Origin of the sequence: Chthonobacter albigriseus (assembly GCF_013839445.1) — a bacterium.
Classification (GTDB): domain Bacteria; phylum Pseudomonadota; class Alphaproteobacteria; order Rhizobiales; family Pleomorphomonadaceae; genus Chthonobacter; species Chthonobacter albigriseus.
Genome location: NZ_JACDIT010000001.1, coordinates 1,521,020 through 1,534,872, shown reverse-complemented (window position 1 = coordinate 1,534,872; position 13,853 = coordinate 1,521,020). Strand labels below are relative to the sequence as shown.

Annotated in this window: 12 protein-coding genes; 5 read left to right on the top strand and 7 right to left on the bottom strand. The window is 66.2% G+C overall.

What is annotated here, in order from left to right:
- Window positions 1–254: 254 nt before the first annotated feature.
- Entirely contained in the window at window positions 255–1,535 is a 1,281-nt protein-coding gene (ccrA, locus tag HZ321_RS06965; protein WP_181701455.1) for a crotonyl-CoA carboxylase/reductase, read from the top strand.
- A gap of 60 nt (window positions 1,536–1,595) precedes the next feature.
- On the opposite strand, the gene HZ321_RS06960 is transcribed toward ccrA, so the two are convergent.
- The 3 genes from HZ321_RS06960 to HZ321_RS06950 form a co-directional block, all read right to left on the bottom strand.
- Window positions 1,596–2,387 carry a M15 family metallopeptidase gene (locus HZ321_RS06960; RefSeq protein ID WP_181701454.1) on the bottom strand — a complete coding sequence of 264 codons (792 nt, stop codon included), beginning with the start codon at window positions 2,385–2,387 and terminating at the stop codon, window positions 1,596–1,598.
- Window positions 2,388–2,508: 121 nt separating this feature from the next.
- A complete protein-coding gene (locus HZ321_RS06955) occupies window positions 2,509–2,967 on the bottom strand; it encodes a hypothetical protein (RefSeq protein WP_244635608.1) in 459 nt (152 codons plus the stop codon).
- The gene (locus tag HZ321_RS06950) at window positions 2,964–3,962 is read right to left on the bottom strand and encodes a YihY/virulence factor BrkB family protein (RefSeq protein ID WP_181701453.1); all 999 of its coding nucleotides are present in this window, start codon (window positions 3,960–3,962) and stop codon (window positions 2,964–2,966) included. The genes HZ321_RS06955 and HZ321_RS06950 overlap by 4 nt, the downstream gene beginning before the upstream one ends.
- 175 nt (window positions 3,963–4,137) lie before the next feature.
- On the opposite strand from HZ321_RS06950, the gene HZ321_RS06945 reads away from it, so the two are divergent.
- From HZ321_RS06945 to HZ321_RS06935, 3 genes are all read left to right on the top strand, one after another.
- Window positions 4,138–5,814 (top strand): acyl-CoA dehydrogenase family protein, encoded by a 1,677-nt coding sequence (locus HZ321_RS06945; protein WP_181701452.1) that lies wholly within the window; start codon window positions 4,138–4,140, stop codon window positions 5,812–5,814.
- 111 nt (window positions 5,815–5,925) lie between these two features.
- Window positions 5,926–6,750: an inositol monophosphatase family protein gene (locus HZ321_RS06940; RefSeq protein ID WP_181701451.1), complete on the top strand. Its 825-nt coding sequence runs from the start codon at window positions 5,926–5,928 to the stop codon at window positions 6,748–6,750.
- A gap of 102 nt (window positions 6,751–6,852) precedes the next feature.
- Window positions 6,853–7,404, top strand: coding sequence for a TspO/MBR family protein (locus tag HZ321_RS06935; RefSeq protein ID WP_181701450.1), 552 nt, complete (start codon window positions 6,853–6,855; stop codon window positions 7,402–7,404).
- Here the strand turns inward: HZ321_RS06935 and HZ321_RS06930 are convergent.
- From HZ321_RS06930 to HZ321_RS06915, 4 genes are all read right to left on the bottom strand, one after another.
- Window positions 7,401–9,632 carry a heavy metal translocating P-type ATPase gene (locus HZ321_RS06930; RefSeq protein ID WP_181701449.1) on the bottom strand — a complete coding sequence of 744 codons (2,232 nt, stop codon included), beginning with the start codon at window positions 9,630–9,632 and terminating at the stop codon, window positions 7,401–7,403. The genes HZ321_RS06935 and HZ321_RS06930 overlap by 4 nt on opposite strands.
- A 293-nt stretch (window positions 9,633–9,925) precedes the next feature.
- The gene (locus HZ321_RS06925) at window positions 9,926–10,726 is read right to left on the bottom strand and encodes a creatininase family protein (protein WP_181701448.1); all 801 of its coding nucleotides are present in this window, start codon (window positions 10,724–10,726) and stop codon (window positions 9,926–9,928) included.
- A 26-nt stretch (window positions 10,727–10,752) separates the two neighbouring features.
- Window positions 10,753–12,096 (bottom strand): 8-oxoguanine deaminase, encoded by a 1,344-nt coding sequence (locus HZ321_RS06920; RefSeq protein ID WP_181701447.1) that lies wholly within the window; start codon window positions 12,094–12,096, stop codon window positions 10,753–10,755.
- Between the two features lie 35 nt (window positions 12,097–12,131).
- Entirely contained in the window at window positions 12,132–12,524 is a 393-nt protein-coding gene (locus tag HZ321_RS06915) for a RidA family protein (protein ID WP_181701446.1), read from the bottom strand.
- A 280-nt stretch (window positions 12,525–12,804) separates the two neighbouring features.
- Here HZ321_RS06915 and HZ321_RS06910 point away from each other — a divergent pair, with 280 nt between their 5' ends.
- Window positions 12,805–13,821 carry an ABC transporter substrate-binding protein gene (locus tag HZ321_RS06910; protein WP_181701445.1) on the top strand — a complete coding sequence of 339 codons (1,017 nt, stop codon included), beginning with the start codon at window positions 12,805–12,807 and terminating at the stop codon, window positions 13,819–13,821.
- Window positions 13,822–13,853: the final 32 nt, after the last annotated feature.

The window sequence follows — 13,853 nt, the reverse complement described above, 5'->3', positions numbered from 1 at the left end:
AAGTGACGGGCGAATGCTGGGATTGTCGTTCATCACCTGACGACGATCGACCTTGGACGCGGCATGCGACGAATTGGTGGGGTCAACCGCCCGTGGAATACCAACAAAGTCCTATTGGTGAGACGGGAGCCCTCGCCGAATAATCGCCGCACTGCAGCATCAGGCGACCTGAACGAGTCAGGTCAATCGATTAGATGGGTCACGGCGGCCAAAAAGAAGCCGCCGGAAGAACCAGAGGAAAGGATGCCGAAGCGATGAGCGCGGTTCAGCAGACGACAAGCGGGCCGGTCCTCAAGGACCTTTACGACGTTGGAGAGATCCCGCCGCTCGGGCATGTGCCGGCGAAGATGTGGGCCTGGGCCATCCGCAAGGAAAGGCACGGCCCGCCGGACACGGCCATGCAGCTCGAGGTCGTTCCGACCTGGGAGATCGACAGCAACGAGGTGCTGGTGCTCGTGATGGCCGCGGGCGTCAACTACAACGGCGTCTGGGCGTCCCTCGGCAAGCCGATCTCGCCATTCGACGGGCACAAGCAGCCCTACCACATCGCCGGGTCCGACGCGTCGGGCATCGTCTGGGCGGTCGGCTCCAAGGTGACCCGCTGGAAGGTCGGCGACGAGGTCGTGGTGCACTGCAACCAGGACGAGGGCGACGACGAGGAGTGCAACGGCGGCGATCCGATGCTGTCGCCGACCCAACGGATCTGGGGCTACGAGACCCACGACGGGTCCTTCGCCCAGTTCTGCCGAGTGCAGAGCCGCCAGCTGCTGCCGCGTCCCAAGCACCTGACGTGGGAGGAGGCGGCGTCCTATACGCTGACGCTCGCCACCGCGTACCGGATGCTCTACGGCCATGCGCCGCACACGCTGAAGCCGGGGCAGAACGTGCTTGTCTGGGGCGCCTCCGGCGGCCTCGGGGTGTTCGCGGTGCAGATCTGCGCGGCGGCGGGCGCCAACGCGATCGGCGTCATCTCCGACGAGAGCAAGCGCGATTACGTGATGAGCCTCGGCGCCAAGGGCGTGATCAACCGCAAGGACTTCAAGTGCTGGGGCCAGCTGCCGAAGGTGGGCTCGCCGGAATACGACGAGTGGTTCTCCGAAGCGCGCAAGTTCGGCAAGGCGATCTGGGACATCACCGGCAAGGGCAACAACGTCGACATGGTGTTCGAGCACCCGGGCGAGGCGACCTTCCCGGTCTCGTGCTTCGTGGTGAAGCGCGGCGGCATGGTGGTGTTCTGCGCCGGCACCTCCGGCTTCAACATCACCTTCGACGCCCGCTACGTCTGGATGCACCAGAAGCGCATCCAGGGCTCTCACTTCGCTCACCTGAAGCAGGCCAGCGAGGCCAACCGCTTCGTGCTCGATCGCCGCGTCGACCCGTGCATGTCGGAGGTGTTCGCCTGGGACCAGATCCCGGCCGCGCACATGAAGATGTGGCGGAACGAGCATGCGCCCGGCAACATGGCCGTGCTGGTGAGCGCCCCGAAGACCGGGCTGGTGTCGTTCGAGGACGTGCTGGAAGCGAGCGCGCGCTAAACCGGCAATCGCGACGATCGTGACATCCGGCCCCGAGGACGGGGCCGGATCCGTCCGGTTTCAGAGATCAAGGCGGGCCAGCTCGAAGTGCATGCCGTCCTCGTAGGGCGGCGAGAAATAGCCACCCCAGGCGAAACCGTGGCGCTCCAAGATCGGCACGAGGTCTCGCACCGAGCCTTTGGCGCCGAGCGGCGCCGGCTGGACGCCGTAGCCGTTCCATTGGGCGTTGAGGTCGATGGCGATACCCCAGGAATGGGAACTCAGCCCGCGGTCCGGATCCCATCCCTTGTGGCGGGGCACGAAAGTTCCGGCACAGGAGAGGATCAGGTTTTCCAGCCCCGCGGCTTCAATGTCCTGAAACGCCGCCATCAACGAGGCGACGGCCTTGGCGTGGACTTGGACGGCAGGGAAACCGACAGGTTCCAGAATCGGGGTGCGGAGCTTGATGAGGTTGGCAGAGGCCCAACCGTCCAGGATCCGGATCGCGCCTCTGCGAGCGCCGGGTGCCCACCGGAAATCTCCGAAAACGCGCTTCAGGTCGTTATCCCCAAGCGGCAGAATGCTCCCGTCCGGACGGCGGCGGACCATCTTGCCGGGCGTCCCAGAGGCGGAAGACGGGTCCAACTCGTCCAGTCGGCAAGCACCGGACCAGAAGTAGCAGTCCGCTTCACCGGCATACCAAGTGTCGTTGCCGCCGACGCGCTGGCCCGGGCCGATGCCTAGCACGCGCAAGCGCGCTCCGCTCTCCACGGTGCGGCCAACAGGGGCGGTGGTCAGCGGCGCGCCGGTGCGGATGTTGAGGCGGGCCGTCGTCGTCGCCCAGCCCGTATGGGGCGTGAATCCCTGCTGCATGACGCTCCATCCGACGTCGCTCGTCCGTCAGGGCTGACGGATGAGCGACACGGTACGGCGGCCGCGGCGAGCGGGAATAAATCTCGGCCTGGATCGATCGGGCTCTTCAGGTTTCCGGCGATCAGACTTCTTCGGAGAGCTGGTCGATCTCGATCAGGAACAGGATCGAGCTGCCGTCGTCTTCGAACTCGCCGAATTCCGCGTCCTCGGCTGACGATTCGACCGGCTCTTCGCCATCCTCTTCATCCTCGAGGTCCTCGTCATCGAAGTCGTCGTCGTCGAGCGCCGCCTCTTCGAAGTAGTCGATCTCGTTCTCGTTAGCGGGTCGGACGGTGAAGGCGGAGGTTCCGTTCCAGACCGGATTGCCACCGCTGGTGAATTCCTTCAGGTCCTGCTTGAAACCGGCACTGGCAAACAGCTCGCGCGCCTCGTTCTCATCCGCATCGGTGACCGCGACGGGCGTGCCGTCGATTTCGAGTGTGAACATCGTGAGCTCCTGATCTTGCCTCTTGCCAAACGCGCGAGAGGCCGATCGGCTCCCCCGGTCGCCGTGGATCGACTGTCCGCCGTGCGTTGTCAACCGTTGTCGCCGGGGATGACGGGCAGGCCGTCCGCGGGCGGGCGGCGGCGGCGCACAGGAGCGTTCAGCCAACGATCGACGAAGCCGAGGCCTGTCGGGGGCAGTCCGTGGACCACTTCCCCCGGGGCGTCGGCCGCATCGGTCATCTGCTCGGCCATCGCCCGCTTGGCGCGCATCTCGATCCGAGCGGCGTTCAGCGAAGCGCCGAACAGGAGGATTGCTGCGATCAGGTAGAGAAAGACGAGCGCCGTCATGACGCCAGCCAAACCGGCGTAGGTGGAGGCGTAGTTGGCGAAATTGGAGAGGTAGGTGGCAAAGCCGATGGCGCCCAGGAGCCACGCGGACAGGGTGAGGCCGACGCCGGGGAGCACGTCCTTCAGCTGGCGGTGGCCGGAGGGGAGCCAGAGGTGGGCGATGAGAAGCGCGCCGCCGAGGATGGTGAGGGTCACGGAATAGCGCACGACGTCGAAGGAGCGTTCGAATTCGTGAAGGAGAGGCGCGTAGTTGGCGGCCGTCGACCAGATGACCGGCATCAGGACGACCAGGAACGCAAGGGTCAGCAGGACGATCGTCCCCACCACGACGAAAAGCATGCTTTCCAGGCGCAGGAGGATGGTCGAGCGGTTCTCCGTGCAGCCATAGGCGCGGTTGAGGCCGACGCGCAGCGCCTCGACGCCGCTGGAGGCGAACCAGATGGCCAGCGCGACGCCGATGGTGAGAAGGTCGCCGCGCGGAATGAGGAGGACGCTCTTGACCTCCCGGGCGATCGGGCCGGCGATGGTGGCCGGAACGGCGTTGAAGATGAGCTCGACGACGGTGTTGGACAGGTCGGTCAGGTCGAAGAAGGCGGCGACGGCGGTCAGGAAGATCAGGAACGGGAACATCGCCATCAGCGACGTCAAGGCGACATGGCTGGCAATCGCCCAGCCGTCGGTGCGATTGAACTGGTCGATCGCGTACCATAGGGTTGCGATGGACCGTCGCAGCCTCTTCATTTGGTGCGTTCCGCTCTATTTAGGTCCATTGCGTCGGCTCCGGGATTGCTTCGCGTTCAACTTTAGTCGCTTCAGTGTTTCTTTCGGTCACCCTTACGAAAGATGCATTGAGCCATCGCGGGTTTTCACGGAGTTTCTGCACCGCCGAAAAGCCTTCCAGGGAGACTTCCGTTCCATGAGCGCTGCCGCCGATATCAGCACGTCCATCGCCGAAGCGCACCTCCGGCTCGCCGATGCCATTCCCGCCGTCGACGATCTCATGAAGATTGCGACTTCCGCCGTCGCCGGCAAGGTGACCGTCGGCGGAAAGATCTCGGGCGAGGCGCTGGAGCGCGAGCAGCATGCGGCGCACGGCCTCGCCTGGCTCGCCACCTACGTGGAGAGCCTGCGCCAGCTGCACTCCTACGCGGAGCGGCTTTCGGGCGAAGGACGCTATGGGGCGACCGAGCGGCTGCTGGTGGAGATCGGTGCGGGCGAATACCTGGCGCAGATCTTCGGCGGCATCCCGATGAACCAGAGCGAGTTCGTGCGGCTGGCCGATCTCGGCGTCGATGCGCGGTCGATCGCCAAGGCCCGCACGGCGGCGGTGGAGAGCCTGATCGAGACCGGCACCCGGCCGGCGCTCCGGGCCGCGCTGGTGGAATCGATGAAGACGAAGACGCCGGCGGAGATCGTCGGCGACAGCGGGCTGGATGAGACGCTGGAGGCGTTCCGCTCGGAGATGCGCCGGTTCGCGGAGGAGGAGGTGCTTCCGCATGCGCACGAGTGGCACCTGAAAAACGACTACATCCCGCTGGAGGTGATCGGCAAGCTGGCCGAACTCGGCGTGTTCGGGCTGACCATTCCGGAGGACTTCGGCGGGCTCGGGCTCGGCAAGGAGAGCATGTGCGTGGTGTCGGAGGAGTTGTCGCGCGCCTACATCGGCGTCGGCTCTCTCGGCACGCGCTCGGAAATCGCGGCTGAGCTGATCATCTGCGGCGGCACCGACGAGCAAAAGGCGGAGTGGCTGCCGAAGATCGCGTCCGGCGAAGTGCTGCCGACGGCGGTGTTCACGGAACCGAACACCGGCTCGGACCTCGGCTCGCTGCGTACCCGAGCGGTGAAGGACGGCGATGTCTACAAGATCACCGGCAACAAGACCTGGATCACGCACCCGGTGCGCGCGGACGTGATGACGGTGCTTGCCCGCACCAACCCGGAGACGAGCGACTACCGCGGCCTTTCGATGTTCCTGGCGCCCAAGCCGCGCGGAACGGACGCCGAGCCCTTCCCGGCCAAGGGGATGTCGGGCGGCGAGATCGAGGTGCTCGGCTACCGCGGCATGAAGGAATACGAGATCGCCTTCGACGGCTTCGAGGTGCCGGCCGGCAATCTCTTGGGCGGCGTCGAAGGCCAGGGCTTCAAGCAGCTGATGCAGACCTTCGAGAGTGCCCGCATCCAGACGGCGGCGCGGGCCGTGGGCGTGGCGCAGTCGGCGTTCGACATCGGGCTGCAGTACGCGCAGGACCGTGTCCAGTTCGGCAAGGCGCTGATCAACTTCCCGCGCGTCGCCGACAAGCTGGCGATCATGGCGGTGGAGATCAACATCGCCCGCCAGCTGACCTATTTCTCCGCGCGCCAGAAGGACCAGGACAAGCGCTGCGATCTGGAAGCCGGCATGGCCAAGCTGCTGGGGGCGCGCGTCGCGTGGGCAGCGGCGGACAACGCGCTGCAGATCCACGGCGGCAATGGTTTCGCGCTGGAGTATGCCATCAGCCGCGTGCTCTGCGACGCCCGCATCCTCAACATCTTCGAGGGCGCTGCGGAGATCCAGGCGCAAGTAATCGCCCGGCGGCTGCTCGACGGGCGGTGAGCCTGCCACCCTTATCGCGATCGATCCAGTGGTGACGGCGGGGCGTGTGACGTCGCGCCGTCATCGGCTTCGTGGTAAGCCGGCCCGGACCTCTCCATCCGGGACCGCACCATGCCGTTTTCCTCCGAAGAACTTGCCGACCTGATCACGATCCTGCGCGACGCGGCCAAGGCCGAGGTGCTGCCGCGCTTCGCCCGGCTCGGCGCGGACGACGTCAAGGCGAAGAGCCATGCGTCGGACCTGGTGACGATCGCGGACGAGGCGGCGGAGCGCTTCATCGAGGCACGGGTGAAGGCGCGCTACGGCGACGTTCTGTTCGTAGGCGAGGAGATCTTCGAGCGGGACAAGTCGATCGTCGACCGGCTTGCGACGGCGGAACGGGCGATCGTGATCGATCCGATCGATGGCACGTTCAACTACGCCAACGGCATCCCGGCCTTCGCGATGATCGCGGCGGTGGTGGAGGGCGGCGAGACGGTCGCCGGCGTGCTCTACGATCCGATCCGGGACGACTGGACCTCGGCGATCCGGGGCGGCGGCTCCTTTCTGGAGGGGCCGAACCAGCCCCGGCGGGCGGTCCGCGTTGCCATGCCCGCTCCGCTCGGCGAGATGCACGGCGCCGTGTCCTGGTCCTACACGGAGGAGCCGGAGCGCAGCCGCATCCTCGCCGGAATGGGCCGGTTCTGGGGCACCTATCAGTATCGCTGCGGCGGCCAGGAGATGAAGATGATCGTGGAGGGCGGCGGGCACTTCGCGCTCTACGGCAAGCTGTCGCCCTGGGATTTTGCGGCGAGCGCGCTGATCCACCGGGAGGCGGGCGGCTATTCGGCACGGTTCGACGGCAGCCCCTATCGGCCGGAACATCGTACGGGCGGGCTGATCCTGGCGCCGGACGAGGCGAGCTGGCATCTCATCCGGGAGACGCTGCTCGGCTGACCGGCCCGTCGCGATCGAGCGCCGGACGGCGGCGTGAGCCGAGGGAGCTTTCAGCGAGCTTCAGCGTTGACTTGGAAAGGGATCAGAAAAGGAACCTTGCGCATGTCCGCAACCCAGTCCTCTCCGCGGGGCAGCCTCCCGAGCGAACCGCCGGCGATGCGGCCGCGGCCGTTTGCGCCGCTCGCGCTCGTTCTCTGCCTGGCACTCTGTTTCGCTGCCGCGGGGATCGGCGGGGCGGTGACGACGCCGGAGATCGACGGCTGGTACCGGACGTTGGCCAAGCCCTCGTTCAGTCCGCCCGACTGGGTGTTCGGGCCGGTCTGGACGGTGCTCTATGCGATCATGGGCGTCGTGCTCTGGCAGATCTGGCGCACGCGGGCTCCCACGCCTGACTCGCAGGCCGCCCGGTCGCGGGCGCTGCTCGCCTTCATCGTTCAGTTGATGCTGAACGTCTCGTGGTCGCTGGTGTTCTTCGGCCTCCATGCGCCGACGGCGGCGCTTGTCGTGATCGTCCTGCTCTGGGCGGCGATCGTCTGGACGATCCTCGCCGCGCGTCCGGTGATCGGCGGCTTTGCCTACGCCTTGCTCCCGTATCTGGCGTGGGTCAGCTTCGCCACGGCGCTCAACGCTGCGATTGTGATGCTCAACGGCTAATCAAGCGTCCGGAGTTGCGGTTTCCAACGGGTGAGGAGCCCGGCGTTTGTGACGACCGACACCGACGAGAGCGCCATGGCCGCACCGGCCAGCGCCGGCGTGAGCAGCCCGAAGGCGGCGAGCGGGATGCCGATCACGTTGTAGGCGAAGGCCCAGAAGAGGTTCTGGCGGATCTTGGCGCGGGTGGCCCGCGCGATGTCGAGCGCCGCCGCGACGAGGCGTGGATCCGGCCGCATCAGAGTCACGGAGGCGGTCTCCATCGCGACGTCCGTGCCGGTTCCCATCGCAATGCCCACATCCGCCGCAGCCAGCGCCGGTGCGTCATTGATGCCGTCTCCGACCATGGCGACGACCTTGCCCGCCTTCTGCAGCGCCTGCACCTCGGACGCCTTGTCCTCGGGGCGGACGGGGCCGCGCCAGCCGGACAGCGACAACTCGGAAGCGACCGCTGCGGCGACCCCGGCATTGTCGCCGGTCAGCATCCGGCTCTCGATGCCGCGTTCGCGGAGATCGGCCACGGCTTGCCGGGCTTCCGGACGCACGGGATCGGCAAGGCCGAGAACCCCGATCACGTGATCTCCCTGCGCGACGAAGACGGCGGTCCGGGCTGCGGCCTCGAACTGTCGATGCGCACCGGCCAAAGGACCGGGCTCGATGCCGAGTTCGGAGAGCAGGGCCGCGTTGCCGACGGCGACGCGTCGCCCTTCGACAGTGGCCAGAACACCGCGGGCGGTAAGGGAGCGGAACCCAGTTGCGCGCGGCATGTCGATCGCGCGCGCTGCGGCGGCCTCCGTCACGGCCTTGGCGAGAGGGTGCTCGCTGAAGTGCTGGACGGCGGCGGCGGCGGCCAGAACGGTTTCCTCGGTCTGCCCGGATGCCGCAGCGATGGAGACGAGTGCGGGGCGGCCTGCTGTCAACGTGCCGGTCTTGTCGAAGATCACCGCGTCGACCGCGACGGCGCGCTCCAGCGTATCGATGTCCTTGATTAGGATGCCGGCCCTGGCCGCCGCGCCTGTGCCGGCGACGAGGGCGGTCGGTGTCGCCAGCCCGAGCGCGCAGGGACAGGCGATCACCAGCACCGACACCGCCGCCACGAGTGCGGTTTCAAGGCCGGCGCCGGCAATCAGCCAGCCGACGAGAACGACGACGGCGATGCCGAGGACGACGGGGACGAAGATCGCGCTGATGCGGTCCACGAGCATCTGGATCGGCGCCTTGCCGCTCTGGGCGCTTTCCACCAGCCGCGTTATGCGGGCAAGGGCGGTATCCTCGCCGGTGGCCGATACGCGCAGCACCAGCGCTCCCTCGCCGTTGATCGAGCCGGCGATCACGGCGTCGCCGGGATGCTTGACCACCGGAACGCTTTCGCCAGTAACCAGGCTTTCGTCGGCATGGCCTTCGCCGGTCTCCACGCGGCCGTCGACCGGAATGCGCTCGCCCGGCCGAACGAGAACGAGATCGCCCGCTGCGACAGCCTCGATCGCAACGGTCTCCTCGACGCCGTCGCGAAGGCGCGTCGCCTTGTCGGGGCGCAGCGCCATCAGGGCGCGTACGGCGGCCGTGGTGCCGGCCTTGGCGCGTTCCTCCAGCAGCTTGCCGAGGAGGACCAGGGTCAAGACCGTGGCGGAAGCCTCGAAATAGAGGTGACCGGCCGCGTGGTGTCCGCGGGCGATCACCATCCAGGCCGAGAAGGCCCAAGCCGCCGTGGTGCCGAGGGCGACGAGCACGTCCATGTTGGCAGAACCGCCGCGGAGCGCCTTGGTCGCGCCCCTGTAGAAGCGCGCGCCGGCGACTGCCTGGACCACGGAGGCGAGGGCGAACTCCAACCAGGGCGACATCCAGTGACCGCCACCGGTTGCCATCGCCACCATCTGGCCAAGAAAGGGGGCGGTCAGCAGGGCGGATACCGTAAAGATCGCGAGCGTGCTTCGGTAGGCCGCCCGTCGCGCAACCTCTTCCGCCTCGCGCTGCCGGCGGCGTTCCGCCGGGTCGGAGGCCCGGGGCGTCGCCTCATATCCCGCCCGGTCCACGGCCTCGACAACGACGCTGTCATCCGTTCCGGGATCCAACAACACGTCGGCTCGCTCCAGGGCCAGGTTCACGGTTGCTCCTGCAACGCCAGGCGTCTTTGCAAGCACCGTTTCGATCCGCGCTGCGCAGGCGGCGCAGGTCATTCCACGCACGTCGAACACGTGGGGCCGTTGCTGCTGGAGGGGGAGAGAGTTCATGGTGTTTTTCCTTCGGGCCGATCCACGGACCTCTGAACGCGGAACGGTGATGGCGCTTCCAGCAGCTGGAAGGTCAAGCCATTCTTCTCACGTTTCCGTGATCCCTACGCCCATTCTTATGTTCTTCCTATGTTCCCATAGCTCTTGGACTAACGATTGGCGGGGCTTGTTCTTCCAACAGGGATTGGAAAAGCATTAAGTTTTCGAAATGTGTGAGCCGAACTCGTACGATCTTTGATCACTCGGTAAATTTACTAGCCGTCACGAGTTTCATTGATCGTATAATTTATGGCTCAGTCGGACAAGGAACTCATCCGGAAGCGTTCGACGTCGTGGAGAAGATCGACAAATCCCTGTGCGGCATGATCCAGGGATTGGCGCCCTTTCTCCGCAGTTGCGGCTGCAGCATTTCCGACCACCCCATGCGGGTTCAGGTCTCCCGCTTTCCAGCCGTACTGGATCGCTCCATGGACCCGCAGATGCTTCATCGTCTCGATCATGGTGTGCTGGGTAGAACGAAAATCCTCTGCGTGATCCATTCGCACGAGGTCAGGCCTCAGGTGGAGCATCAGCGAGGTTTCAACGTCGCCGCCGTGGATGCCGTAGACGAACTCCTCGGCCGGGAAGACGCCCTCCGGCTGGCCGAAACGGGCCCAGGACGTGGCGACGACGAGCATCCCGTATCGAATGCGGAGTTCGCGCGCGACGATGTCCATGATCGGCACGTTGCCGCCGTGGGAGGTGACGATCACCAGCTTGCGCACGCCGGCCCGGGCAATGGAGTCGCCGATCTCCAGCCAGACCTTCGTGACGGTCTCCCAATCCAGCGTGAGGGTGCCCGGTGCCGAAATGTGCTCGTTGGACTTGGCGACCGCCTGGACCGGCAGAACGGTGAACGGCAGGTCGGCCGGGGCCAGTTCGATGACCCGGCGGACCTGGCCCTCGGCCACGCAGGTATCGGTGAACACGGGCAGGTGAGGGCCGTGTTGCTCGATCGCAGCGACGGGCAGGACGGCAATCCAGGAGGACGTGTCGGCGTCGCGAAAATCGACGGTCGTCATCTCGTGCCAGTAGCGGCGGGGCAGGGCAGGCATGGTGTCCTTCTCGGTCGAGCCGCGGATCAGAGCGGCTCCAGGAATCGCCGCGCGGCCTGCCCATGTTCATAGCGCAGTCGGGCGACGTCGACACCTGTCGGCATGCCGTCGACGACCTTCCAGTCGCCCTTCACCATGACGCGGTCGGCCCGGTGGGCGCCGCAGAGAACCAGCGCGGCCAGCGGGTCACCGGCGCCGGAGAAGCGGAGTTCGTCGAGGGTGTAGAGGGCCAGGTCCGCCTGCTTGCCGACCGCAATGGTGCCGATGTCGGAGCGACGCAGACACTTGGCCGAGCCTTCGGTTGCCCAGCGGAAGACGTCGAAGTGGGTGACGGAGGCGGCGTCGTAGGTCAGACGGTTGATCATCAACGCGTGCCGGACACCCTCGATGAGGTTGGAATTATCGTTGGAGGCCGAGCCGTCCACGCCGAGGCCGACCTTGCCCCCGGCCGCTTCCAGTTCCTTGGTCCGGCACTGACCGGAGGCGAGGACCATGTTGGAGGTCGGGCAGTGACAGACCCCGACGCCGTGACGGCCGAGGCGACCGACCTCCTCGTCGTTGAAGTGGATGCCGTGGGCGAGCCAGGTGCGGTCGGTGAGCCAGCCGCAGTCCTCGATGTAGTCGACGGTGGTGCAGTTGAAGCGCTCGCGGCAGTAGGCCACCTCGTCGCGCGTCTCGGCGAGGTGGGTGTGGAGGGCGCAGTCGAAGCGTTCGGCGAGGGCGGCGGTCTCCACCATCAGCGCCTTGGTGACGTTGAAGGGCGCGCAGGGCGCGAGCGCCACCTGCAGCATCGAGCCTTCGGACGCGTCGTGGTAGCGGCCGAGGACGCGCTCGCAGTCGGCAAGGATGGTGTCCTTGTCCTGCACGGCGCCCGCGATGGCGTTGCCGCCGTCCTCCACGGTCATGTTCAGGGAGCCGCGGGTCAAGGTCATCCGCATGCCGAGAGCCGTGGCCTCCTCGGCCTGAATGTCCATGGCATCGTCGAGGCCGGGCGGGAACAGGTACTGGTGGTCCGACACCGTGGTGCAGCCGGACATCAGGAGCTCGGTCAGGCTGAGACGGGTGGCGAGCCTCAGGTTGTCCGGATTGACGTTCCTGGCCCAGATCGGAAACAGCGCTTCCAGCCAGGGAAACAGCTCCTTGTTGATCGCCTTGGGGTGAGCGCGCGTCAGTGTCTGGAACATGTGGTGATGGGTGTTCACCAGACCCGGGATGACCACGTGCCGGGAGGCATCGAAGACGGAGTCGACCGGCGACGTGGGGGCGGTTCCGGAGGCGAGGCATTCGACGATCCGGCCGTCCTCGACGACGATGCCGCCGCCGGCTCCGTCGGCGAGGATGGCGAGAGGGTCCTTGATCCAGAGACGCATGGTGGCTTTCTCGCTGGGAGGAGACGGGTCGACGGTCAGGCAGGAATGCGAGCGGCCGTGGCTTCGACCTCGACCAGGAATTCGGGGCGGGTGAAGCCGCCGACGATGACGAGCGTGGAGGCCGGAAGCGGGGCGCCGACATAGCGGTCGCGTACGGCCATGTAGGCTTGAAAATCCTCGCGCCGGGTGACGAAGGCGTTGAGGCGGATGACGTCGGCGAAGGTCATGCCGGCTTCAGCCAGGATGGCGCCGATCGAGCGGAAGCAGATCTCCGCCTGCGCCTCGACCCCGTCGGGGATTGTGTCGTTCGGATGGATGCCGAGCTGCCCCGAGGTCACGACGATCTCGGCTCCCGGCGGCACGCGCAGGCCGTGGCTGTAGCGGCCGAAGGGAGGCCTGATTCCGGTCGGGTTAAGGCTTTCGGCCATGCTTTCCGGCTGTTGGCGAAGAGGGTCAGATCGGCCCACCCTAGGGCAGCCTCGCCATTGGGCACAAGCTCAAGAAGATGTCAGGAAAAGTCGTGTCGCGGCATGCGATTGCCGCTTTTAGCGGCATGCGATCCAGACTAGCATCCCGGTCCGTAGAGAGGGCGTCGGGTTCGATACGTCGGCACCGACGTATGTCAGGTGGCATGCGTCTTGCCACCGGCTGCCGGACCTAAACCACAGCACCGCTTTCGCAATCGCGGGCACGTTCGCAGAGGGGCTCATGACCAAGACCGTTCCCATTCTTGCCGCAGCCGCGTTTGCCGCCATCGGCGTGCAGCCGGCCATCGCCCTTGATGAAGTCTCGTTCGGCACCAACTGGCTCGCCCAGGCGGAGCACGGCGGCTACTACCAGGCCGTCGCGGACGGCACCTACGAAAAGTTCGGCCTCAAGGTGACGATCCGCCAGGGTGGCCCGCAGGCCGCCAACCGCTCGCTGCTGGTGGCCGGCCAGATCGAGTTCTACATGGGCGGCAACATGCTGGAGTCCTTCGATGCGGTGAAGCAGCGCATCCCGACTGTTACTGTGGCCGCGATCTTCCAGAAGGATCCGCAGATCCTGATGGCGCATCCCGACCAGGGTATCGAAACCTTCGCGGATCTCGCCAAGCTGCCGACGATCTTCCTCGGCAAGGACCTGTTCATCAGCGGGTTCCAGTGGATGAAGTCGGCCTATCCCGGGTTCAAGGACGAGCAGTACAAGCCCTATACCTTCAACCCGGCGCCGTTCATCGCGGATCCGCAGTCGGCGCAGCAGGGCTACCTCACCTCGGAGCCGTTCGAAGTCGAGCGGCAGGCGGGCTGGAAGCCGAAGATCTTCCTGCTGGCCGACGAGGGCTTCGACACCTATTCGACCACGATCGAAGCGCAGCAGAAGCTCGTCGACGAGAACCCCGATCTCGTGCAGCGCTTCGTCGATGCGACCGCGATCGGCTGGTACACCTATCTCTACGGCGACAACAAGGCTGCCAACGACCTGATCAAGACCGACAATCCGGAGATGACCGACGAGCAGATCGCCTTCTCGATCGCCAAGATGAAGGAATACGGCATCGTGGAGTCCGGCGCGGCGCTGGAGAAGGGTATCGGCTGCATGACGGACGAGCAGCACAAGTCGTTCTTCGACAAGATGGTGGCGTCCAAGGTGGTGGAGGCCGGCGTGGATGTCTCGAAGGCCTACACGCTGAAGTTCGTCTGCAAGGGCGTCGGACTGGACGTAAAGAAGGCGCTGGGCGGCTGACGATCTGGCGAGACCAGCGGGGCGCGGCCTGG